22 protein-coding genes and 3 pseudogenes are annotated in these 22,125 nt (G+C 42.5%); 17 read left to right on the top strand and 8 right to left on the bottom strand.

Annotated elements, in window-relative coordinates; all coding sequences use genetic code 11:
- The first annotated feature begins 160 nt into the window (after positions 1-160).
- From EWV60_RS22855 to EWV60_RS22840, 4 genes are all read left to right on the top strand, one after another.
- Positions 161-631: a DUF29 domain-containing protein gene (locus EWV60_RS22855; protein ID WP_004158521.1), complete on the top strand. Its 471-nt coding sequence runs from the start codon at positions 161-163 to the stop codon at positions 629-631.
- Positions 632-1,645: 1,014 nt separating this feature from the next.
- Positions 1,646-1,972, top strand: a complete 327-nt coding sequence (locus EWV60_RS22850) for a hypothetical protein (RefSeq protein ID WP_187602851.1) — start codon at positions 1,646-1,648, stop codon at positions 1,970-1,972.
- Positions 1,973-2,403: 431 nt separating this feature from the next.
- Positions 2,404-2,844 carry a Fur family transcriptional regulator gene (locus EWV60_RS22845; protein WP_002731825.1) on the top strand — a complete coding sequence of 147 codons (441 nt, stop codon included), beginning with the start codon at positions 2,404-2,406 and terminating at the stop codon, positions 2,842-2,844.
- 58 nt (positions 2,845-2,902) lie between these two features.
- Entirely contained in the window at positions 2,903-4,549 is a 1,647-nt protein-coding gene (locus EWV60_RS22840) for a DUF3685 domain-containing protein (protein ID WP_287235018.1), read from the top strand.
- A 163-nt stretch (positions 4,550-4,712) separates the two neighbouring features.
- Here EWV60_RS22840 and EWV60_RS22835 read toward each other — a convergent pair whose 3' ends face one another.
- The gene (locus EWV60_RS22835) at positions 4,713-5,282 is read right to left on the bottom strand and encodes a TIGR04376 family protein (RefSeq protein ID WP_002776813.1); all 570 of its coding nucleotides are present in this window, start codon (positions 5,280-5,282) and stop codon (positions 4,713-4,715) included.
- 344 nt (positions 5,283-5,626) lie between these two features.
- Here EWV60_RS22835 and EWV60_RS22830 point away from each other — a divergent pair, with 344 nt between their 5' ends.
- The 4 genes from EWV60_RS22830 to EWV60_RS22815 all read left to right on the top strand — a co-directional run bounded on the left by EWV60_RS22830 (position 5,627) and on the right by EWV60_RS22815 (position 9,318).
- On the top strand, positions 5,627-6,541 hold the full coding sequence (locus EWV60_RS22830; protein ID WP_287235016.1) for an alpha/beta fold hydrolase: 915 nt from the start codon (positions 5,627-5,629) through the stop codon (positions 6,539-6,541).
- A 34-nt stretch (positions 6,542-6,575) separates the two neighbouring features.
- Complete coding sequence (gene ispG, locus EWV60_RS22825) at positions 6,576-7,796, top strand: (E)-4-hydroxy-3-methylbut-2-enyl-diphosphate synthase (RefSeq protein WP_287235014.1); 1,221 nt, start codon at positions 6,576-6,578, stop codon at positions 7,794-7,796.
- A gap of 101 nt (positions 7,797-7,897) precedes the next feature.
- The gene (hisC, locus tag EWV60_RS22820) at positions 7,898-8,944 is read left to right on the top strand and encodes a histidinol-phosphate transaminase (protein ID WP_287235013.1); all 1,047 of its coding nucleotides are present in this window, start codon (positions 7,898-7,900) and stop codon (positions 8,942-8,944) included.
- A gap of 101 nt (positions 8,945-9,045) precedes the next feature.
- Positions 9,046-9,318 (top strand): hypothetical protein, encoded by a 273-nt coding sequence (locus EWV60_RS22815; RefSeq protein ID WP_004158500.1) that lies wholly within the window; start codon positions 9,046-9,048, stop codon positions 9,316-9,318.
- 135 nt (positions 9,319-9,453) lie between these two features.
- On the opposite strand, the gene truB is transcribed toward EWV60_RS22815, so the two are convergent.
- The 3 genes from truB to EWV60_RS22800 all read right to left on the bottom strand — a co-directional run bounded on the left by truB (position 9,454) and on the right by EWV60_RS22800 (position 13,176).
- A complete protein-coding gene (gene truB / locus EWV60_RS22810) occupies positions 9,454-10,335 on the bottom strand; it encodes a tRNA pseudouridine(55) synthase TruB (RefSeq protein WP_287235011.1) in 882 nt (293 codons plus the stop codon).
- A gap of 95 nt (positions 10,336-10,430) precedes the next feature.
- Positions 10,431-11,477, bottom strand: coding sequence for a tRNA (adenosine(37)-N6)-threonylcarbamoyltransferase complex transferase subunit TsaD (gene tsaD, locus EWV60_RS22805; protein WP_287235009.1), 1,047 nt, complete (start codon positions 11,475-11,477; stop codon positions 10,431-10,433).
- A gap of 127 nt (positions 11,478-11,604) precedes the next feature.
- A complete protein-coding gene (locus EWV60_RS22800; RefSeq protein ID WP_287235007.1) occupies positions 11,605-13,176 on the bottom strand; it encodes a hydantoinase B/oxoprolinase family protein in 1,572 nt (523 codons plus the stop codon).
- 338 nt (positions 13,177-13,514) lie between these two features.
- On the opposite strand from EWV60_RS22800, the gene EWV60_RS22795 reads away from it, so the two are divergent.
- Complete coding sequence (locus EWV60_RS22795; protein WP_002734024.1) at positions 13,515-13,697, top strand: hypothetical protein; 183 nt, start codon at positions 13,515-13,517, stop codon at positions 13,695-13,697.
- Here EWV60_RS22795 and EWV60_RS22790 read toward each other — a convergent pair.
- A pseudogene (locus EWV60_RS22790) lies at positions 13,698-13,985 on the bottom strand (response regulator); the annotation flags it as partial.
- Between the two features lie 391 nt (positions 13,986-14,376).
- Here EWV60_RS22790 and EWV60_RS22785 point away from each other — a divergent pair.
- The 4 genes and pseudogenes from EWV60_RS22785 to EWV60_RS22770 all read left to right on the top strand — a co-directional run bounded on the left by EWV60_RS22785 (position 14,377) and on the right by EWV60_RS22770 (position 16,635).
- Positions 14,377-14,835, top strand: a complete 459-nt coding sequence (locus tag EWV60_RS22785) for an SH3 domain-containing protein (RefSeq protein ID WP_287235003.1) — start codon at positions 14,377-14,379, stop codon at positions 14,833-14,835.
- A gap of 219 nt (positions 14,836-15,054) precedes the next feature.
- Positions 15,055-15,330, top strand: a pseudogene (locus EWV60_RS22780) (hypothetical protein).
- Positions 15,331-15,694: 364 nt separating this feature from the next.
- Entirely contained in the window at positions 15,695-16,276 is a 582-nt protein-coding gene (locus EWV60_RS22775; protein ID WP_002793930.1) for a DUF1997 domain-containing protein, read from the top strand.
- Between the two features lie 8 nt (positions 16,277-16,284).
- Entirely contained in the window at positions 16,285-16,635 is a 351-nt protein-coding gene (locus EWV60_RS22770; RefSeq protein WP_002731942.1) for a Rieske (2Fe-2S) protein, read from the top strand.
- Between the two features lie 253 nt (positions 16,636-16,888).
- Here the strand turns inward: EWV60_RS22770 and EWV60_RS22765 are convergent, their stop codons facing one another.
- From EWV60_RS22765 to EWV60_RS22755, 3 genes and pseudogenes are all read right to left on the bottom strand, one after another.
- On the bottom strand, positions 16,889-17,701 hold the full coding sequence (locus tag EWV60_RS22765) for a DUF362 domain-containing protein (protein WP_287235000.1): 813 nt from the start codon (positions 17,699-17,701) through the stop codon (positions 16,889-16,891).
- Positions 17,702-17,716: 15 nt separating this feature from the next.
- Positions 17,717-18,703 (bottom strand): tRNA dihydrouridine(20/20a) synthase DusA, encoded by a 987-nt coding sequence (gene dusA / locus EWV60_RS22760; RefSeq protein WP_287235032.1) that lies wholly within the window; start codon positions 18,701-18,703, stop codon positions 17,717-17,719.
- Between the two features lie 143 nt (positions 18,704-18,846).
- Positions 18,847-19,070 (bottom strand): annotated as a pseudogene (locus tag EWV60_RS22755) (IS1 family transposase); the annotation flags it as partial.
- Between the two features lie 61 nt (positions 19,071-19,131).
- On the opposite strand from EWV60_RS22755, the gene EWV60_RS22750 reads away from it, so the two are divergent.
- The 4 genes from EWV60_RS22750 to EWV60_RS22735 all read left to right on the top strand — a co-directional run bounded on the left by EWV60_RS22750 (position 19,132) and on the right by EWV60_RS22735 (position 21,810).
- Entirely contained in the window at positions 19,132-19,386 is a 255-nt protein-coding gene (locus EWV60_RS22750; RefSeq protein WP_002732278.1) for a hypothetical protein, read from the top strand.
- Entirely contained in the window at positions 19,379-19,681 is a 303-nt protein-coding gene (locus EWV60_RS22745; RefSeq protein WP_002734773.1) for a DUF3181 family protein, read from the top strand. The genes EWV60_RS22750 and EWV60_RS22745 overlap by 8 nt, the downstream gene beginning before the upstream one ends.
- 223 nt (positions 19,682-19,904) lie before the next feature.
- Positions 19,905-20,990, top strand: a complete 1,086-nt coding sequence (gene ald, locus EWV60_RS22740; RefSeq protein ID WP_002776795.1) for an alanine dehydrogenase — start codon at positions 19,905-19,907, stop codon at positions 20,988-20,990.
- A 40-nt stretch (positions 20,991-21,030) separates the two neighbouring features.
- The gene (locus tag EWV60_RS22735) at positions 21,031-21,810 is read left to right on the top strand and encodes an HNH endonuclease (RefSeq protein ID WP_287234997.1); all 780 of its coding nucleotides are present in this window, start codon (positions 21,031-21,033) and stop codon (positions 21,808-21,810) included.
- Positions 21,811-22,125: the final 315 nt, after the last annotated feature.

Here is a 22,125-nt window from a genome sequence, read left to right as displayed (position 1 = left end):
AGCTAAGATGTATTTTAACCGCCTATCCTAAGGATAAGGGAATAGGGCATAGGCGCAGATGTTAAATCCTGTAGTAAAACTTAATATTTACCGATTGCAACATCCGAAATCTGCAAAATAGAGTATAATTCAATCTAGATTAACTATTATCGAAGACATCATGATAACTAAATCAGAACTCTATGAACAAGATTTTCAATTATGGCTGATAACAACAATAGGTCAGTTAGAACAAGGAGATTTTCAGGCATTAGATGTATCTCATTTGGTTGAGGAGTTAAAAGAATTGGGTAAATCAGATAAAAATGCCTTGGAAGGAAATTTAATGATTTTGCTGGCTCATTTACTGAAATTAAAAGTACAATCCTCCGCCCCTGAAAGCATGAAATCTAGCTGGTATAGCTCCATTGTCGAACACAGGGAACGAGTTATCGCCTTACTAGAAAACACCCCTTCTTTGAAATCTCATCTAGCAATCGCCATCGATAAAACCTATCCTAAAGGTCGCAAAATTGCCATCAAGGAAAGTAAATTGGCTGACTTTGGAATTGCGATTCCTCCAGAGGAAGCATATCCCTTAGACTGCCCTTTTTCCTTAGAACAGATTCTTGACGAAGATTTCTATGGCTGATAATTCATATTTAATCCATTGGCTAAGACGCTTTCAAAATGCTTCTAAAAAGTCTTCAAATCTCAAAAACTGGGAAGCTATACAAGTCACATCTGTCTCCCGATACTAAGCGATTCGACTGACTTTAAATAGAGCTTACAAGCTTTTTTGCCCAACCCTAGTTAGGGTTTGCTGAATAAATCTAAAAACCTTGTTGGATAAGGTTTTTAGACTTTTTCCCCCCAAAAAGTGCCGACCATTGGAGTGATCGGGGAAAAATTCAGTTACTTTTTCTCTGAAAATTAGGTAATTGACCACCTGAAAATGGGTAAAACCCCACACCCCACACCCTACCCCCACGAAAAACTTTTTCAGCAAACCCTAGTTAATCAGTCTTTAAAAATAAGTAAAAATTATAAATTTAAGGTAAATAATTAAAATATTTAAATATTTGGGGCGATTAGTTAAATGTAACAAGTAAGTTACAAGATTTTGATTTTCCCAGAATTTGCCAAAATTTGGTTGTAAATCGGGGTTGCCTACATTTAATAATATGGTATGATCGTAGTATGCTGTGGGCTTAGTTTAAGAATTAAACTTTAAATCAACGGAAAACCAAGACAATCAGGGGACTATATCGATTCTCTTGCCCAAAAAAAGCCGCCAGTGGTGACATTTTTTTATGTTGCAATTTTTGAAGTTTTGTAAAGGCTATTGACTTAAAGCCAAAATTGTGCAACTCTCCCCGCTCCAAACTCCGGCACTCGCAGACAGTCAACAGCTAATCAAGTTGGTAACTAGGAGGAGAGGTCAACTCCTAGTCCCCTGTTTTTTGGAATATCAATTCCGCTTAAGGTACTTCAGTCCAGCGCCTAAGCCTCCTAGTACCAGCAAACTCAGCACAGTTGAGGGTTCGGGAATCGGGGCAGAAAAGTTAGAAATCGTCACACTAGCCCGTCCAAAAAGGTTGTCGCGAGTGAAAATACGGAAACCAAAGCTGTCGCCAGCTAGGACGTTAAACGTCGATGTCCCGTTTTGGACAACACCTCCCCCATCGTCAGTTACTTGGATGAAGCTGCCGTTGAGCAGATATCCGAAGGGATCCCAGAAAGCACTAACATCAGCAGTCGAATAGTTCCAATCAAACGTCACCGTCCCAGCCGCAGCCGCAGTGGTGGTGTAGTCTGTGGTTCCAAAATCACCAGAACCATTGTCCCCCCCAGTCAGGCTAATGGACGCGGGAGCGCCGCCGGTATTGACGAACCCGTCGGCATTACTATTGGTAAATGTCCAATTAATGGGATCGTAAGCGTCTTGGAAACCGAACACTGTTGCGGCACTAGCACCAGAAGCAGCGGCTAGGGTGAGGCCAACAGTAGTGACAGTCATTGCGGTCTATGACCGCAATGACTCGAATAATTTTGGCGATTTGGTGGCCATGGCCCTAAAAATAAATTAATGTACCCCTTAAGGTTAAGGTTGATCAAAATATTTTTCAAGAGGATTTTTTATGGAAATATTCAATCCTATCTATATAGATAAGTAAATGGTTGGTTCTCTTATTCTTTGTGTGATCAGTGTAACTTATATAGTAGCGATCGATCTTTGTGTCCTTTCTGTCTGGAGTGGTTGGTTTCACTCATTCGCCCGCAAATCTACTCGAATCTGGCGCTGCTGATTTTTTATCTCAGTTTGAAGAGGTGCTAAAAACTGGGGCAATGTGGACATCGATCGAAAGACTAAGCTAAACTGGTAATGACTATGTATTAGGGCGGAGGTCAACGGATACAACTATGGACAATTTGGAGGTAAAACAAAAACCGATCCGGTGTTTAGAAGATGCGATCGAAAGGTGTCAAACTTTAGGAATGCGGGTTAGTCGTCAGCGTCGCTATATTTTAGAATTGCTGTGGCAAGCGCAGGAACACCTATCAGCGCGAGAAATTTATGATCGTCTCAATCTGCAAGGAAAAAACATCGGTCATACCTCAGTGTACCAAAACCTAGAGGCTCTATCGGGTCAAGGCATTATCGAATCTGTGGAACGCTGGGACGGCAGACTCTACGGCAACATCAGCGATTCCCACAGTCACATCAATTGTCTGGACAGTCAAGAAATCATCGATGTGCATATCCAACTTCCCCCGGAATTAATTAAACAGATCGAGGCATCGACGGGGGTAAAAATTACCGATTATCGCATCGATTTCTATGGCTATAAACAAAACAAATGAGCCAGATCACTGTATAATTGACCCTGTGAATAGTATCCGTTGACAGGCTGCAACTCTTGTGATTGATCGCCCTCTCACCCTAATTATCATCGATAATGACCCGATTTTCCGCTTGGGTCTGGTGCAGGCCTTGTCGCAGATAGAAAATATTAGTATCGTCACCGAAGGGGATTTAGAAACAATTTTCGCCTTGACTCTTAATCCGGCCCCCGAAATTATTATTATTGATCCTCTCTTTGATTGGTCTTACTGTGAAATTCTCCACTCTCGCTATCCCGAAAGTAAAATTGTTCTATTAACCTTTCCTCTCGACTCCCGACAGCAACTAATCGCCAGAGAATTAGGCATCGCCGGTTATATTCCCAAAGGCACAAACCTAGAGCAATTTATCACTATTTTAGGGCAAATTTCCCGGGATGAATCCCACGATGTTGTCCCTTCCCCTCTCACCATTGCTACCCGTGCAAGTTTAGCTCCTAGCCATTGGTTAATCAGTGCTGGAAAAACGGGATTAAATCGCATCGAAAGTGAATTACATTTAATTGATCTCCATCTTAATCAACAGTCTTTATCCGGCTTTGATCGCTTTTATTGGCAGGGGAGAAAACGAGAACTTTTAGCAGCCCTATGGCTAGTGAGAAAACTAATTCCCCTCGAAGGTAGCTATTACAATTCAGCTTTAGTGACACCCCCAATAATAATTAACAATATCGATCGGGAATTGCCAATTTTAAGCCGCGAGCGTCCCCTCTGTGTTTCGGCGGTTTTTGAGTCCACTTTAGCAGTCATTCGCTTCCCTTTAATTAATAGAACAAAGATTAGTTTTGAAATTGATGTTTTACAGGATAATCGGCAACGGGAATTATTGTATTTAGTTCTCGATGAAATTCGCAAAAATGTCGATGAAATCAGATATTTACAGATTAGCAGCGGGGAATTAACCAGTCGCTTAAATCTGATTATTTACGATATCTGGGAGAAAGTTACGCGTAAATTTTTAGAAATTAATGCCTCGGTTTATGACGAAATTAGTAAAGGCAGACTTAATGAAATTATTCTGGAAGAAAGAGAGGCAATTCAAATAGAAATCCTCAATAAAATTCCTTTTGCTCTTGACTTATTTTCCTATTTAGTGTACGAAAATAGTTTAACTATTGACGGAGTAGAATACCGAGCTAATGCTCCTGAAACTATCGCCAGAGCCGAAATTATCCTGCAAAATCTCATTCATAATATTGCCAATGCGGTGACGGTAATTATTCTCAATAACTTCTCGGAATCGGAAAGAATCAAACAAAAACTTTACCGGTCAGAATTTCTCATCGCCAGAAAATTAGCTAAAATCCGCAATGAATTATCTTGGAAATACCGACGGCAACAATATTGGCAAGAACCTAAAGATATCTTTGAAAGTCAATATCAATTATTTCACTATAGCGATGGAGAAATTCAATCTCTAGCCATTTATTCCCCCCGACAGGAAGAATTAAACAGTTTAACAGGCATACCCTGGTTAGTTTCGATCGCCTTAGAATTAAGAGACTCTTTATCCCCTCGTTTACGCGCTTTTTTTCGGGTGGTGGGTAATGGAGTAGTCTATATCCTTATCCAAGTTATCGGTAGGGGTATTGGTTTAGTAATTCGCGGGGTTTTACAGGGAGTCGGTAACACTTGGCAGGAAGTCAAAGGTAAAAAGGGATCATGAATTAAGTAGTCGTGCAAAATTAATTTCCTAGTCGAGACAGGAGACGGGATACAGCTATTAGGGATCGGATTTGAGTTTTCAGTTCACTGTTTACTCACAGCAGAAGTCTGACGGAGTAGTGGCTTAGATGTGTAATTAATTGTGCTTAGATACTTAACAGTAATTATCGTCCCATTTCTCGCTTTAATTTTTTCAATTCTTCTTCCATTTCCCATTCTTTAAATTTTAGATCGAGATGATCGTAGTTCGAGCGCTGATAGTCGGATTCTTGGGGTTGATCCCAAAAAGTGGTTTCCCAGTCACGCGACTGATTTTTAGGGGCTTTTTCGGCTTTAATTTGCACTTCTTGACGACGTTGTTGGACCTGTTGCAGTAACTCTTGAGATTGAGTCAGACGTTTTTTCACCCCTTCCATCCGTCCCCAAAGTTGATTACCCTGACGAAATAGAGCCGCCTCGCGTTCACTAGCAGCCTTAACCAAGTCCTGCCGTCCAGCAGCCTTAGCCTTATCAATTCTAGCGTGCCAAGTTTGGATATCTTGGGCAGTGGCCAAAATTTGCTGTTCGAGACGTTGACGCTCATTTTCTAGGGCGCTAATCAGTTTAGCCGTATCGCGCTCCTGTTCGCGCAGTTGTTCCACCAGCGCCTGTAATTCTAATTGGGGATGACTTTTGAGAAATTCTTCCAGTTGGGTTTCAAGAAAGCGACTGACATCATCAAATAGATTGCCCATCTGTGCAGTATCCTAAATTTGCAATTAAAGTCTAGGAGCGATTTTAATCCCCCTCTTCTTAGCATAGGCTAGATCAACCCTAGATTTAAATATATGTGGGAAAAGTAGTACAAAAATGTTATTCGGCTGCCAGTTAGGGACGGGGAAACCCGTATAATAAAACTAAGTAGCTGGTTATAATTAAATTAAAAATGGATTTTAGGTTCGATCCCCCCTTCCCCCCTTGATAAGGGGGGTGCCGATCCCCCCTTAGTCCCCCCTTAATAAGGGGGGCATCTGATAATTTTTAACGCCTACCTACTTAGAGTGATATTTCCTGAAAACCTCTTAATTGTTTGACTTAAGTGACAACTTCACCAGCTTGGACAGAACGTATCGGTTATCAACGGGATTGGGTGTGGCGCGGTTGGCAAATTCGTTATAGTTTTATGCCGGCAAAAAACCCCCAAGATGCCGATAATCCCCCTTTAATTTTACTGCACGGATTTGGAGCGGCGATCGAACATTGGCGCCATAATATTCCTATTCTCAGCCAAAATCATCGAGTTTACGCGGTAGATTTATTAGGTTTCGGTGGTTCGCGTAAAGTGCAGGTTCCCTATACCGTTAATCTCTGGGTGGAACAAATACACGATTTCTGGCAAACTTTTATGAATAGACCGGTGGTATTAGTGGGAAATTCGATCGGTTCTTTAGTTAGTATGGCCCTAGCGAGTAAATACCCAGAAATGGTAGCCAGATTAGTTATGCTCAGTTTACCCGATGTCAGCCGTCGGCGGGAAATGATTGCCGATTGGTTATTAAATATCGTCACTCCTATCGAAAACTTTTTCACTTCGCCTTGGCTATTAAAACCGATTTTTTACTATCTGCGTCGTCCGCAAGTCTTGAAAAAATGGACAGGAATCGCCTACGAAGACAAGAAAGCAGTCAGCGACGAATTAGTACAAATTATCGCCGCCCCAACCCTAGATGAGGGGGCAGCGGAGGCGTTTATTTCCCTAGCACAAGCTGTTAATCATCCCGAATATTGTCCACCGGCAAAGTTAATTTTACCACGCTTACAAATACCGATTTTATTGTGTTGGGGCAAACAAGATCGCATGGTTCCCGTCCAGTTAGCCGAGGGTTTTGTCTCCCTTAATCCTAGGATTAAATATGTAGAATTTGAACAGGCTGGTCATTGTTTACAGGATGAATGTCCGGACCGTTTTAACCCAATTTTATTAGAGTGGCTAGAATCTGTTGCTGTTCTTTGAGAGAATAGGGAGAGTGATTGTTGGTGATAGTCCTATGCAAACCTTGGAATCGACGCTCAAACCCCCCGCAACTGCCTCCGAATTCGACACCACGATTCACCGACGCAAAACCCGTCCCGTCCGGGTAGGTAGCGTTACCATCGGTGGTGGTCATCCCGTGGTCGTGCAGTCGATGATTAACGAGGATACCCTTGATATAGATGGTTCCGTGGCCGGTATCCGTCGCCTCCATGAAATCGGCTGTGAAATTGTCCGCGTCACCGTGCCGAGTCTGTCCCACGCCACCGCTTTAGCTAAAATTAGGGAAAAACTGCTGACCACCTATCAACCTGTGCCGTTAGTAGCCGATGTACATCACAACGGCATGAAAATCGCCCTAGAAGTGGCCAAGCACGTCGATAAAGTGCGGATTAACCCCGGTTTGTACGTTTTCGAGAAACCGAAAGCCGACCGCAGCGAGTACAGTCAGGCAGAATTTGATGAAATTGGCGAAAAAATCGCCGAAACCCTGAAACCTTTAGTAGTTTCCCTGCGAGATCAAGGTAAAGCGATGCGAATCGGCGTTAACCATGGTTCTCTGGCCGAAAGAATGCTCTTTACCTACGGCGACACCCCCGAAGGAATGGTACAGTCGGCTTTAGAATTTATCCGCATCTGCGAATCCCTCGATTTTCGCAATCTGGTGGTTTCCCTGAAAGCTTCCCGGGTGCCAGTTATGGTAGCCGCCTATCGTCTCATGGTTAAGCGCATGGATGAGTTAGGGATGGATTATCCCCTGCACTTGGGGGTTACTGAGGCAGGAGATGGGGAATACGGACGAATTAAATCCACTGCCGGGATTGCCACTCTCTTAGCGGACGGTATTGGTGATACGATTCGCGTTTCTCTGACGGAAGCTCCCGAAAAGGAAATTCCCGTCTGTTACAGCATTCTTCAGGCCCTGGGACTGCGGAAAACTATGGTCGAATACGTGGCCTGTCCTTCCTGTGGTCGCACTCTTTTTAATTTAGAAGATGTCCTGCAGCAAGTGCGCGCAGCGACTCAACACCTCACCGGACTCGATATCGCCGTTATGGGTTGTATTGTCAATGGACCGGGAGAAATGGCCGACGCAGACTATGGTTATGTGGGGAAACAGGCCGGTTATATCTCCCTTTATCGCGGTCGCGAGGAAATTAAACGCGTCCCCGAAAGCGAAGGAGTCAGCGAGTTGATTAATTTAATTAAAGCCGATGGCCGTTGGGTAGAACCTTAATTAGTTTTACCGGTAGGGGTTGACATCGATTCAACCCCCGATCATCGGCAAGGATTTGTTACAATAGAAAGCTTGCTAGAAATTGCCGCCCCAGAGAGTCCATGCTACCTACACGCGATTGTGTTCGTCAAACCCCCGCCTACACTCCGGGAGAACAGCCCCAAACTGCGGGATTTACCAAACTTAACACCAATGAGAATCCCTATCCCCCACCGGCGGAAATTTTTTCCCACCTGCCAGAGCAATTAGAGAAAGTCCGACTCTATCCCGATCCTATCTCCAAAGAGTTACGGCAAACGGCGGCGGAATTATACGGCATAGCAGCCGATCAGATAATCGCGGGTAATGGCTCCGATGATATACTTAATATTGCCCTGCGAACTTTTGTTAACCCTTGCGAAAGCGTCGCTTTTTTGGATTTAACCTATTCCCTTTACGAGACAATTGCCCGGGTACACGGGGCAAATATTATCGAATTTCCCACTAATGATAAATTTGAATTAGCCGGACCGATTATTTGTCCGGAAGCGAAATTAATTTTTCTAGCTTCTCCTAATCCTCCCGTCGGGAAACATCTTGAGCGCAACTATTTAGAAGCAACCTGTGCTAATGCGTCGGGATTGGTATTAATTGATGAAGCTTATGTGGATTTTAGTGATGACAATTATCTCGATTTTCTCTCCCGTTACGATAATGTCATCATTAGTCGTACCATGTCGAAAAGTTATAGTTTAGCGGGGTTAAGAGTCGGTTTTGGTTTTGCTTCCAGGGCAATTATCGAACAGATGGATAAGGTGCGTGATTCCTATAATTTAGATCGCATCGCTCAAACTTTAGCCACAGCAGCTTTAAAACACCATAATTATTTTGAGCAAGTTTGGCAAAAAGTCCGTCAAACCCGCAGCCGTTTAATTACTTCTCTGCGGGAGTTGGGATTTATTGTTTTTGACTCGGAAGCTAATTTTATCCTCGCTTCTCCCCCCCAGATTAGTGCCAGTGAGTTATATAATCAACTCAAAGACCGTCAGATATTAGTGCGATATTTTAAACATCCTCGCATTCAGAATTATGTGCGGATTTCCATCGGCACTGATGGGGAGATTGATCGCCTTTTATCTGCTATTCAAGAGATTATGGGAACAAATTAATCTCCATTTCCGTCAGGGTTTTATTAGCATTTTAAACCCTAATAACTTCTCGAAAAAAAGGCTAGATTGATCGGAACAAAGCAGCGACAAACAAGGGTCTAATGGCCTGTCGTTTCTCCCGATTACTAGCCTTGGCTATCAAGATTATTAGTCCCACAAAAGGATTAAATACTAGCGCACAAATTCTTGAACTTATGCAATTTTATCCCCAAGGAATCACAGTTCAAGAATTGAGCCAACGCTTAAATCGTCCCGTTTCTATGCTCAATCTTTGTCTAAAATCTTTGGTCGCTTCTAAAAAAATCGTGGCCAGAAAAAATCATAATCAGTGGGTTTATACTAGACCTATTGTAAAAATCAAAAACTGTTGTTAGGGTTAGGAGTCGGTCGTCAGGAGTCAGGAGATAGGAGATAGGAGATTATTTTATTTATTCTCCCCACACCCCACACCCCACACCCCACACCCTGTCCCCACGAAAAACTTTTTCAGCAGACCCTAATTATTAACCCTATTGCTGAATAACTATTTTAGGCTGTAGATAGTATTCATCTTCTGCGACAACTATCTCACCAATGCCGAGAAATTGAGCCTCTAAAGACTCCACAGCAACCAGAGAACCGATTATAACATTTGTATCGGTGAGATTAATTTTTCTGCCGTGAAACCAATCGATAACTCTTTCTGATGTCAAAGAAATCCAGTCTAGATGCGCCAAGGCAATGCGAGGCGAAATTAAACCCTCAGAATTAGCCATTAAAGCTTCCAGATTAATACTATCAGCTAATTGAAAACCACAGCTTTCCGTGCGAGTTAAACTGGCTAAAGTGCCACCCACAGCTAACACCTTGCCCAAATCTCTGGCCAGGGAACGGATATAAGTCCCCGATCCACAGTGAATATCTAGCTCTATTTGCGGAAATTCGCCCTCTAACCAGCCTAAAACCGTAATTTGGTCAATTTTGACCTGACGAGGCTCCACTGCGATTATTTCCCCTTTGCGAGCCAATTCGTAGAGACGGCGACCATCCTTTTGAATAGCACTATACATTGGCGGAATCTGGGCAATATTGCCAATAAATTCCGCTAAATAAGGCTTAACTGCCTCTAAAGTTAAATCGCCACAGGGACAAGTAGCGATCGCTTTTCCCGTAATATCATCGGTATCGGTGCTGAGTCCTAACTGAATTTTTGCCCGATAAGCCTTATTTTCGGGTAAATAAGGCAGTAATCGGGTGGCAGACCCGACGGCGATCGGTAAAACTCCCGTAGCCATAGGATCTAAAGTTCCGCCATGGCCGACTCGTTTTGTCTTAAGAATTTTTCGGACTTTGGCCACACAATCGTGAGAAGTCCAATCGGGGGGTTTATTGAGATTTAAAAAGCCAAACATTATAAATTATCAATTATGAATTATGAAGTGGGGTGGGGAGACAGGGAGAATAGATAAAAGCAATCTCCTCAATTCTGAATACTGACGGCTGATAGCTAAAAATCTGACGTATTATATAATTGCATAACTTCGCTTAAAGGTAAACGGGAACGAACACCGAGAAAAAGGTCAGAAAAATGACCAAGATCATAATGATCAACGGCAGCGCGAGCAATCATAGCGGCGTTATCTGTACAGAGTTTAAGTGGCGGAAAATAGACGGTTAAATCATGATTTTTGGCGGCAGTTTCCAGATGATTTCTTAAGGCACTATTAGCAGCTACTCCTCCCCCGATCGCAATAGTTTTTAAGCCATAATCTAAGGCACAATTGATGGTCCGACGGGTTAAACTTCTGGCCACCGTATCTTGAAAACTAGCGGCTATATCAGCTACAGGTAAATTATCTGGCTCGAATTTCTCTACTAAGCGCAAAACAGCAGTTTTTAAACCGCTAAAACTGGAATCATAGGCATGAAAACCGCCGGTTGGTAAAGATATTTTACCTTCCGGTAAGGGAAAAGCTTGGGGATTACCATCTTTAGCCATGCGATCAATTATCGGACCACCCGGATAACTTAAGTTTAATAATCGTGCCACTTTATCAAAAGCTTCTCCAGCTGCATCATCTCTAGTAGTTCCTAATTGTTGATATTTACCGCAGGCCTGCACATGGATTAAACTGGTATGACCCCCGGAGACTAAAAGAGATAAAAAAGGAGGTTTAAGATCAGATTCAGCGAGATAGGAAGCATAGATATGACCTTCGAGATGATGAATGCCGATAAAGGGTTTATCGTGAACAATAGCCAGGGTTTTGGCCGCCGTCATTCCCACCATTAAAGCACCTACTAAACCGGGAGCAACTGTGACGGCTATTCCATCAATTTCTGACCAAGTTAACCCCGTTTCTTGCCAAGCTTTTTCTAGACAAAAATTAATGGTTTCTAGGTGTTGTCGGGAGGCCATTTCTGGCACAACACCGCCATAGGGACGATGGAGATCAATTTGAGAAGAAACCACACTACTCAACACCTGGTTATTGTTAACAATAGCCACAGCCGTCTCATCACAACTGGTTTCGATCGCTAAGATAATTGTCATAAATTAATCAGTAAATCGTCAGACACCCCCCTTATTAAGGGGGGATTAAGGGGGTATCCATCTTTAATTTAATTATAACCACTTACTTAATTTTGCTTAGGTACTTAATTAAAATTAAAGTTATCGTTCAGCGATTTCCATAGCCACCACCGCCAGGGGTTTCAATAATAAAAATATCACCAGGGTTCATTTCTACAGTCGCTGTACCGGGCAATTCTTCAATAGTTCCATCGTTTCTTTCCACGGCATTACGTCCTATTCTACCTGCTTTTCCTCCCGCTAGTCCAAAGGGGGGAATCTGGCGATTACCCGATAAAATATTAGCAGTCATGGACTCTTGAAATTTAATTCTTCTAATGACACCATCACCTCCAGAATATTGTCCCTTACCGCCACTATCGGGGCGAATGCTAAAACTTTCCACTAATACAGGATAACGCATTTCTAATACTTCTGGATCGGTGAGACGGGAATTAGTCATCTGGGTTTGTACGGCAGCAGTTCCCGCAAAATTTGCTCCCGCACCAGAACCGCCACAAATAGTCTCATAATATTGATATTCTTGATTGCCAAAAGTGAAATTATTCATCGTTCCTTGACTGGCTGCTTGAATGCCTAAAGCACCGTATAAAGTATTAACTATTGCTTGAGAAGTTTCTACATTTCCTGCTACTACGGCCGCCGGATAAACGGGATTAAGAAAACAGCCAGATGGGATAATTAAATGGAGGGGTTTGAAACAGCCAGCATTTAAAGGAATTGCCTCCTCCACAAGGGTACGAAAAACGTATAAAACCGCCGCTCTTGTCACTGCTAGAGGTGCATTAAAATTATTATTTAACTGGTTAGATGTGCCAGTAAAATTAATAATTGCTTGACAATTATCAATATCTATGGTGATCTTGACCTTGATGACAGCACCGTTATCCAGATAATAAGTAAATTCACCATCTTTTAAGACAGATATAGCTTTTCTAACCGCTAATTCCGCATTATCTTGAACGAACTGTTGATAGGCTTTAACCATAGCTAATCCGTAGCGCTCAACCATATTATGTAATTCTCTTTCCCCCTTGGCATTAGCGGCTATTTGTGCCTGAAAATCGGCAATATTTTGGGCGATATTGCGTGCAGGAAAAGGACTATTAGTTAAGTGATTAATTAATTCTTGTTCCCGAAACTGTCCCGCTGCTACCAGCAAAAAATTATCGAATAAAATTCCTTCTTCGCTAATATGGACAGAATGGGGAGGCATAGAACCGGGGGTAATTCCACCGATATCAGCTTGATGTCCCCGGGAGGCAAGATAAAATAATATTTCCTGATTTTGGCGGTCAAAAATAGGACTAATTACTGTGACATCTGGCAGGTGAGTACCGCCATTATAAGGATTATTAGCCAGATAAACATTCCCTGGACGAATCGTCTCACCTTTATCCTGAATTAAGCTTTTGACACTATCGGCCATAGAACCTAAATGGACGGGAATATGAGGAGCATTGGCGATTAAATTTCCTACCTCATCAAAGATAGCACAGGAGAAGTCTAGACGTTCTTTAATATTGACACTTGCTGCCGTATTTTGGAGAGTAATCCCCATTTCTTCGGCAATAAATTGATAGAGATTTTTAAAGATTTCTAGATAAATAGGATCGGCAACGGTAGTTATTTCTGTGCGGTGAAAATCTACAGGGAACATAGGAAAATCAGTTATCAGTTATCAGTTATCAGTTATCAGTTATCAGTTATCAGTTAGCTGTCTCTTGTCTTTTTTATCCTCCTCTGTCGGAGTGGCTCTCTTATTCTTTGTGTGATCAGTTTAACTTGCATAGGAGCGATCTTTGTGTCCTTTGTGTCTCTGTGGTTCATTCCACTTGCTCGCCAGACTATATCTTAGAACACATTTTACCCACCAAACCCAAGAGAGCCTGGGAACCTCCTGTCTCCTCACCCAAGAGAAGATTTTTGATTTTTGCAGGAGAGCCACTGATAGGGGCTGACTGAGATATAATCGCACTCAGTACCAGAGGGTGAATTATGGATAAAACCAGCTTGATCGATAAAGTGAAACAAATGGCTAATAAACGCGATTATTTACTGCAATTGCGCGATAAACCCGACATTGGCGGACTGAGATTAGATGTTAATCAAGCTCTTGAGGAGTTAGATGAATTGCTCGATGAGTTTCAAGCAACTTTTCCTGAAGAAAAACTTAGTTAACTATCCGACTCGACGGAATTGATCTTTGTCCGATTGTGCTAATTTTCCCAAGTCATCGATCGCTTTGATCAGAGCTTGGGAAGATATATCTTTAGGGTAGTATAGGTCAAAAGCTGTACTTTGATTATTTTTTTCCATTGGAAGCTTTGGCAAGGAACTATAGGCGATAATGCGGACATAAGGGTCGAATTGTTTGATCTGAATAGCGGTGCTGTGTCCATCTAAGACAGGCATCCGTACGTCTAAAATAATTACATCCGGTTGACAACTTTTCGCCAAGTCGATCGCCTAAAAAACAACTATCTCCCGATAGCGATCGCTAAAGGTCGAATAATTGTAAATTTTTGTCAAGGGGGAGGTCAGACAGAGGAATCATCGCTAGAATGAGCCTAATTGTCAGGAACTTAGTTAAACAAGGTTTTTGGCAATATGCTAATCTGGCTAACACGCTTTTGGGGGTGATATGGGGAAAAGTTCGTACAATTGCGCCTAAATGGGGTTATATACCGAAGGTTTCCATATATTGTTACTCTGGAGAGTGTTATACAGAGAATGTCTGTATAATCAATAGTTAGCCATACAAACAGAGTAATTCAGATAATCCAAAACTTGAACTTTTGTTGCAGGTAATTTTCATTAGGTTATAGTGTCAGGTTTCGTATTGTTAAAAGTTGAAATAATGGAAGAAATAATTATGGATATGGAAGCAATAATTAAAGCGATACAAAACACACAAACACCTAAACTGCTTATTGTTGTTGGATTATTTATTTTGGTTCTAGCCTTTCTGACAAAGATTGGTGGGGTAATCGAAGTATCACAAGAGCAAAGAAGATGGGCTATTCCCATCGGGGGCTTTCTACTAATTCTAGGGTTAATTCTTAACCCTTCTACTCCTCCAGATCATCCCCCAGATAAATCCTCTCCTCCTAAATGCAAGATCATTGTTAGTGATCCAAATCCACCAATTAATGTTCGAGAGTCTCCCAATGGAAAAGTATTAGGGACACTACCAAATGGAGAAATATTAAAAATCAAAGCAACTGTCAGATCAGAAGAAGGTGATTGGTTCAAGATTGACTACCAGGGAAGAGATGGATATGTATTCACAAAACTTACTGAGAAGGACTGCGATTAACTTATTGATCAAATTGCGATCGCCAATCTTGTAGGGTGCGTTCCCTAATGCAAGTCCTACTGCTCCAGCGATCGATTTTGGGGAACGCACCATACCCATTGATTGAAGTTGTGGGTTTAAGTGCGATGCCGCTCTTGTGGGCCCAGTTGGGGAATGTTAGCGAAGATTCCCAATGTTTAGGTTAAAATAGAGGGCAAAAGTTGCCCCAGGGTCAAGCCGATGACAGTTCGTCAACCCCGCTACAGCAAAGAAGAATTCGCTCGACGTGGTAATGAGATTTATGAATCTCAGGTACGTTCTCAAGTGGAGGAGGGAAATCACGGGAGAATTGTGGCGATCGACATTGAAACTGGAGCGTTTGAGCTTGCCGACGATACGATTACTGCTACCGATCATCTCTAGGAGCGTGTCCCTGATGCTCAACTTTGGCTGATTCGGATTGGACATAGAGCCGTCTTCCGTTTTGGCAGTCGCAGCCAGAGAAAGCCCGTATGATGTGTGGGGATGGGTCTTTTGTATGGCTTTAAACTTCAGATTGAGGCAGTGGAAGGTGGGCGCGTTACGATCGAAGCTTTATGACTCAGCCAAAGTTATCGGTGAAGACGGTCTAACTTAACCGTTATACTGAATCGGTTTTTAATAGCATGATTAACTCCCAATCCAACTTGAAAAACCCGCTCCCCCCCACTGTTGACTTAAACCCCCCACTGATCACTGATCACTGAAAAAGGCCTAACTTTGGGCAAAAATCTGGTTTGTGTCCCCTCTTAGCGATAAAATTTCTACATCTGGACTGTCGAAAAGTATAAGTTTTGTAAAGTAAAATTAAGAAGGGAGACAAATTTAAGATAACCAACGTATGGAAGTAACTTTTACCGCTGCCGAATCCCTAGAAATTGTTGTTGCTGAACAAACCATCCCGATTCAGCATTATCTGCGCCAACCGCAAAGATTAGTACAGGCTATCGTTGAGACTAGCTTAACAGAACACTTGTCTGAGAATAGGTTTCGCCTAAAAATGCGTCCCCTAAACTTCTTGAATATGTACTATTTTCAGCCCACGGTTATTCTTAATGTCTGGGCTACCTCTGAGGGGACGATATTTTTGCAATCAGAAGACTGTCAGATCAAAGGTATTGATTATATCAACGATCGCTTTAGCCTCAATGTTCAAGGCAAACTCGCTCCTGTGGAAAAAAATAATCAAACCTATCTAGCGGGGAAAGCCAATCTTGAGGTGAAAGTCGCCTTACCACCACCATTATGGTTAACCCCGCGTCCGCTGTTAGAAATCGCCGGTAATAGTCTCTTAAAAGGGGTTTTATTGCGGATTAAACAGCGTTTAATGAGTCAATTGTTGCAAGATTACCAACAATGGGCTAAACAGGATATTATTGCCCAAAATTACCCCGAAACCATTCTCGATCTCTCCCTTAGTTAAATAAAAATATGAGTTGGACAAAAGTATTATCTGTAGATTCCCTTGCCCCCGGCGCCCGTCAAGTGGTAAAAGTGGGGGAAAATTCCATTCTGTTGATTAACAATAACGGTCAATTCCACGCCGTCGGTAATCGTTGTCCTCATTTAAAATTATCGATGACGAAGGGCAAAATTACCGAAGACGGCGCGATCGTTTGTCCCTGGCATCGTAGTTCTTTTGATCTCTGTAGCGGTGCTGTCAAAGATTGGATTACCTGGCCCCCTGTGGTTAACAAAGCGATGGCGGCAGTTTCTCAACCCCAAGCTTTACCCGTTTATCCCCTTCGCATCGAAGACGGCAGCATCTGGATAGACGCATAACCGCTCACCGAGGGGGGGTTTTGGGCAATCTAAAGAGCAGTTCACTCGACAATGGGGTAATCTTGGAGAATGCCAAACCCTACCTCGCTCGCTTCCGTAAAAACCCAGTTATGGATTGTTCCCCCCGCTCCGGTGATCCCCACTCTCCTGTATATTTTTTAAACAGGATTGCGCGAGGTCATTCTGTTATTCTGACTTCCCCTGCTGACGACCGGCTCCTGACTCCTAACCCCACCAAGAAACTTTTTTAACCCTAATTAGTTCCGTTTAAAAGTTGAGAACGAAGCAAATCGATCGCATCTAAATAACTTGGCATCGGTTCATTACCTAACAGGCAAGCACTGCGATCGACGCTAATCATATCATCACCCCAAAACACTTGACCCAGAGGAATAGATTTTCCTCGATCCGGTCGCCAATTACTACTAAAATATTTAAGATTAGCGTCCACCACTGCCCCATCAAAAAGATGACCGATACAAAAATAAACATCCTGTAAAATTAGCGGTACGGAGGGGCGATGTAACTGCCCCCGCGAGTTGGGACTACGGGCTTTATAATGACTACGGGGAAAGAGTCCATAGAGATTTTTTAAAGAAGCAGAAATCAAGGGTTTATCCTTTAAATGGGTGCGTTTTAGGGTTCCAATCGTGATCCGACAATCCACTTCTTCGATAATTTTAGGGGCAAACATCGAGGGAAACCGGACAGGAAAAGGGGAAAGATTCGGATATTCTTGCTGGGGTAAACTATCAGCATCAAGAATAGTTATTCCAGGATCGAGAATAGATTTTACACCCAAAATATCGATAATTTCTCTCAAAGAAATAGCCGAACAAACTCCCTCTAATAAGATAATTTCTGCCCCTGGATTTACCCCCCTCAATCCCCGCAAAACTTGACTTAATACCGGCAGACTAACCGTTACTGGTGGTGGCACAGGATAACCTAAATTAGGTTTAATTAAAATACGTTTAGCTGTGATAGCTGCCGGGGGAGGTTGATAAACAAAATCCGCCATAGCTGAATTTTTTACCCCGGCAGTAATTGAGGATTGGGTAATCATAGAAAAGAAAATAAATTAATGGGAATTGGCCAGATCATTTAGGTAGTTTACCTGCTGTAAAGCTTGCCAGATTAGCCCAGAATCGGCCCCAGGAAAATGGCTATTTTCACTAATATAACGCTTCCAGGCCTTAGTTCCGGGCTGACCGGCAAAAAGCTGTAAAAGATGTTTGCTGATCTGGTGTAATTTATAACCTTTACTCACCCATTCATCGATGTAGGGAAGCATTTTTTTGATTACTTCTTCCCGGGTAGGAGGAGTAACCGATTCCCCATAAAAATCTCGATCGACTGTGGCAAATAAATAGGGATTATCGTAGGCTGCCCGACCGATCATAACTGCATCTACTAATTGTAAATGTTGTCTAGCCTGTTCTAAATTAATGATACCGCCATTAATCTCAATAAACAAATGGGGAAACTGATTTTTTAGGCGATAAACATCATCGTAACGTAAGGGGGGGACGGTGCGATTTTCCTTGGGACTTAATCCCTGTAACCAAGCTTTCCGCGCATGGATGGTAAAACGTTGACAACCCGCATCTGCGACAATACGGACAAAATTCGCCATATTTTCGTAACTATCCTGATCATCAATGCCAATTCTCTGTTTTACAGTCACGGGAATCGATACAGCTTGATTCATTGCCGATATTCCCCTCGCAACTAATTCCGGGTTAGCCATCAAACAAGCGCCGAAATTGCCCTCTTTTACCCTAGAACTAGGACAACCCACATTGAGATTTACCTCGTCATAACCCATATCTTCGGCTATTTTAGCACATTCTGCCAAAAGATAGGGATTATCACCCCCTAACTGCAAAGCTAGAGGTTTTTCTGCTAGGGAGAACCCCAGCAACTTATAGCGATCGCCGTGTTTAATCGCCATCGTCGTGATCATTTCCGTGTAGAGAAGGGGACAACGGCTAATTTGTCGCAAAAAATAGCGAAAATGGCGATCGGTATAATCCATCATCGGCGCCACACTTAAAATACTGCCCATCTTTCCCTTGATTTTTTCGCTGATCGGGACATTCTCTGGGTTTCCCCAGAGAATAACCAGTCTTCCTGCCAAGATATTTTAAAGCTTTTTGGTAAGTTGACTATCTAATATTACTGGTTAAGTGGTAGTGCAAAATAAATTTCCTAGTGGCTGGTGATTCGGTAGTAGTGATGGCGGTTTAATCCTTTGCTTTGCTGTGCATTGTAGTCATGGATAAAATACCAAAGGGTTCCTCAAGGTGATTCTCCATTTTTTTAGAGAAAGATAGACTCTCTCTCACCAGCCGAGAAATCCTTTGTCGAAAGGTATTATTTAATCTTTCAATAGGATTAGTTTGACCAGTTTCTTTCCCGACCAGTCGATGACGTTATCTATTGGCTAAAAAACCGGTACACTGATAACTGATAATTGACAACTGATCACTGCTTATGCCTCCTCGTTGGCCCCGTCAACCCGATCGCAAAAACGATCCCGCTTTCCGACGTTTAGATGATCGCATGAATTTCGCCGTTCATGTGGCGGCTTTTTTAGCGATTAATTCAGGGTTGTGGTTTTTTCATATCATTAAATTTTCCGATTGGACTTGGTTGAATCTGTTCACGGGAATTTGGGCTATTCTATTGGTGGGACATTTGATTTATATAGCGGCGATCGCTAACTACTCGGTAACACCCCATGGCTAACACAACTCAGGACATCGAAAATCTGGCCGCCCAAATCGGCGACAATATCTACATTGACGTGGCTAAATGGCATCTCTATCTCCGGGAGGCCCATTTACACAGCGTCGTTGCCGAAAAAGTCTTCCCTTTGCTCGAAAACGACAGTTTAAGTGAGAATGCAGTCATGTCTCTGCTGCGGGAGATAAAAGTCACCCTCGGAGGTGGTCATCTGCAAGTTTCTCTAGCGGATTTGTTACCCACCAAATGTCAGGTGGATTTAATCGATTTGCTGGAAGAATACCAAAAAAGTCGCTAAAATTCCCAAATAGTATGCCTGATTACTCGCAACTATAGGGTTGGCTGAATAAATCTAAAAACATTGTTCGATAAGTACTGGCCTTTGGAGTGATCCGGGGGGAAATTCCGGGACTTTTCCCCTGAAAATGGCTAAAACCCTACACCCTACACCCCACACCCTACCCCCACCGAAAAACTTTTTCAGCATACCCTAGTTAGAAATAGTCCCCCAGAAGCAAACCATGGAAATAGGTGTTCCCAAAGAGATTAAAGATCAAGAGTTTCGCGTCGGTTTAAGTCCCAGTAGTGTGCGTGTACTCAATGATCGCGGTCATAGGGTATTCGTGGAAACGGCCGCCGGATTGGGTGCTGGATTCAGCGATGAGGATTACCAAAAAGCCGGGGCCAAAATTGTGGAAAAAGCGGCACAAGTTTGGGATAAACCGCTAGTTGTCAAGGTAAAAGAGCCGCTTAAGGCAGAATACGGCTTTTTAAATAAGGAAGCTCTCCTATTCACCTATTTACACCTAGCGGCCGAGCGCTATTTAACGGAAGCATTAATTGAGTCGGGAACAACTGCGATCGCTTATGAAACGGTCGAGCTTGCTGATGGTCGCTTGCCTCTCTTAACTCCCATGAGTGTTATTGCCGGTCGTCTTTCGGTACAATTTGGGGCCCGCTATCTGGAAAAACAACAGGGAGGTAGGGGAGTTTTACTGGGGGGTTTCCCCGGGGTGAGTCCTGGACAAGTGGTTATCCTTGGCGGGGGTGTGGTGGGTACGGAAGCGGCTAGAATTGCCATCGGTATGGGGGCAAAAGTAACTATTTTAGATATTAACGTCGAGCGCTTGGCCTATTTAGAAACTTTATTCGGTTCCAGGGTAGAATTGCTTTATAGTAGCCCAGCACAATTAGAAAATGTGGTTCCTAGGGCTGATTTATTGATTGGGGCAGTGCTAGTCTTAGGAAAACGAGCGCCGACTCTAGTTTCTCGCTCTTTAGTCGCCAAAATGAACCCTGGTTCTGTAATTGTCGATGTGGCAGTAGACCAAGGGGGCTGCGTGGAAACTCTGCGGGCCACTTCCCACAGTCAACCGACTTACTTGGAGTCGGGAGTAGTACATTATGGTGTCCCTAATATGCCTGGAGCAGTACCCTGGACGGCAACTCAAGCTTTAAATAATAGTACCCTACCCTACGTTATTAAATTAGCCGACCATGGAGTAAAAGCTTTGGATCAAGATGTTTCCCTCGCTAAGGGGTTAAATGTCGCCAATCATCGGTTAATTCATCCAGCAGTGCGCGAAGTTTTTCCCGATTTGATTTGAGCAGTAATTTCAGGGCTGATGGTGGTATTTTTTAGGGGTTATGACTAAGAATTTATGGACAAGGGATGAGCTGCTGATCGCTCTCAATTTATACTATAAATTTCCCTATGGACAATTCCACACCAATAATCCTGTTATTATCGAAGTCGCTGAAAAGTTACAGCGAACACCATCGGCCCTGGTGATGAAATTATGTAATTTTGGTTCTCTCGATCCCAGGCATCAATTGCGAGGAGTACAGGGGTTAAAAGGTATCAGTAAAGCTGATCGGCAAATCTGGCAGGAGTTCGAGGATAACTGGACAGAATTAGCCCTAGAAAGTGAGGAAAAATTACAGGTTCTTTTAGGAGTTATCAACGAACAGCAAGAGGATTTTACTAGACTTGATTTTTTAGAAAATATCAAAACAGAAACCGAGGCAATCAGAAAAGTTAGAATCGGACAAAACTTTTTTAGAAAGACAATTTTAGCCCTATATAACTATCGTTGCTGTATTACAGGAAATCCCATTCCTCTGTTACTAACAGCTAGTCATATATTACCCTGGAGTCAATTTCCTGAACAGCGTTTAAACCCTCATAATGGCTTGTGCCTAGCTCGTACTCATGATACTGCTTTCGATCGAGGTTTAATTAGTTTCGATGAGGATTTAAGATTAATTATTGGCCCTGAGATCGAAAAAAAGGCTCAGGATCAAGGTAGCGAGACGTTAGAACTAAATTTTATCAACTATCGCGGTAAAACTTTAAATGTTCCCGATCGCTTCTCACCAGATTTAGATTTTTTAAACTATCATCGCTATCATATATTTCAGGGCTAAAAATAGGATAAGATAAGTTAAATTCTCAATTGCACTACTTTGTTTATAATTGAGTTTGTCTAAAACACTTTTGCAATTTCAGCTTGTGTATAAAGTTTTATCTAAGGATTCAACATTTCTGACCTATGCGGTTATCTATATTTTTCTCAAAAATAAGGAAATCAAGAATATTGATCAACATAAGTACCTAAGCAAAATTAATTAGGGTTTGCTGAATAAATCTAAAAACCTTACAGGAAAGGGCTTTTAGCTTGATTGAGAGCTTCCCAAATGCACTTAAATCTGCTAGAATCTCTTAAAACCCTTGCATCACCC

The sequence above is a fragment of the Microcystis sp. Msp_OC_L_20101000_S702 genome, assembly GCF_007095705.1.
GTDB lineage: Bacteria > Cyanobacteriota > Cyanobacteriia > Cyanobacteriales > Microcystaceae > Microcystis > Microcystis ichthyoblabe_A.
This window is presented reverse-complemented; position numbering and strand designations above follow the sequence as displayed.

Bases quoted from the DNA above. Each gene is read 5' to 3' on its own strand.
- EWV60_RS22845 (WP_002731825.1), top strand. From the start codon at position 2,404: ATGGACAATTTGGAGGTAAAACAAAAACCGATCCGGTGTTTAGAAGAT.
- EWV60_RS22785 (WP_287235003.1), top strand. From the start codon at position 14,377: ATGGAAGAAATAATTATGGATATGGAAGCAATAATTAAAGCGATACAA.
- EWV60_RS22855 (WP_004158521.1), top strand. From the start codon at position 161: ATGATAACTAAATCAGAACTCTATGAACAAGATTTTCAATTATGGCTG.
- EWV60_RS22795 (WP_002734024.1), top strand. From the start codon at position 13,515: ATGGATAAAACCAGCTTGATCGATAAAGTGAAACAAATGGCTAATAAA.
- EWV60_RS22835 (WP_002776813.1), bottom strand. From the start codon at position 5,282: ATGGGCAATCTATTTGATGATGTCAGTCGCTTTCTTGAAACCCAACTG.
- hisC (WP_287235013.1), top strand. From the start codon at position 7,898: ATGCTACCTACACGCGATTGTGTTCGTCAAACCCCCGCCTACACTCCG.
- EWV60_RS22750 (WP_002732278.1), top strand. From the start codon at position 19,132: ATGCCTCCTCGTTGGCCCCGTCAACCCGATCGCAAAAACGATCCCGCT.
- ispG (WP_287235014.1), top strand. From the start codon at position 6,576: ATGCAAACCTTGGAATCGACGCTCAAACCCCCCGCAACTGCCTCCGAA.
- EWV60_RS22775 (WP_002793930.1), top strand. From the start codon at position 15,695: ATGGAAGTAACTTTTACCGCTGCCGAATCCCTAGAAATTGTTGTTGCT.
- EWV60_RS22745 (WP_002734773.1), top strand. From the start codon at position 19,379: ATGGCTAACACAACTCAGGACATCGAAAATCTGGCCGCCCAAATCGGC.
- EWV60_RS22770 (WP_002731942.1), top strand. From the start codon at position 16,285: ATGAGTTGGACAAAAGTATTATCTGTAGATTCCCTTGCCCCCGGCGCC.
- EWV60_RS22815 (WP_004158500.1), top strand. From the start codon at position 9,046: ATGGCCTGTCGTTTCTCCCGATTACTAGCCTTGGCTATCAAGATTATT.
- EWV60_RS22735 (WP_287234997.1), top strand. From the start codon at position 21,031: ATGACTAAGAATTTATGGACAAGGGATGAGCTGCTGATCGCTCTCAAT.
- truB (WP_287235011.1), bottom strand. From the start codon at position 10,335: ATGTTTGGCTTTTTAAATCTCAATAAACCCCCCGATTGGACTTCTCAC.
- EWV60_RS22765 (WP_287235000.1), bottom strand. From the start codon at position 17,701: ATGATTACCCAATCCTCAATTACTGCCGGGGTAAAAAATTCAGCTATG.
- ald (WP_002776795.1), top strand. From the start codon at position 19,905: ATGGAAATAGGTGTTCCCAAAGAGATTAAAGATCAAGAGTTTCGCGTC.
- tsaD (WP_287235009.1), bottom strand. From the start codon at position 11,477: ATGACAATTATCTTAGCGATCGAAACCAGTTGTGATGAGACGGCTGTG.
- EWV60_RS22800 (WP_287235007.1), bottom strand. From the start codon at position 13,176: ATGTTCCCTGTAGATTTTCACCGCACAGAAATAACTACCGTTGCCGAT.
- dusA (WP_287235032.1), bottom strand. From the start codon at position 18,703: ATGGGCAGTATTTTAAGTGTGGCGCCGATGATGGATTATACCGATCGC.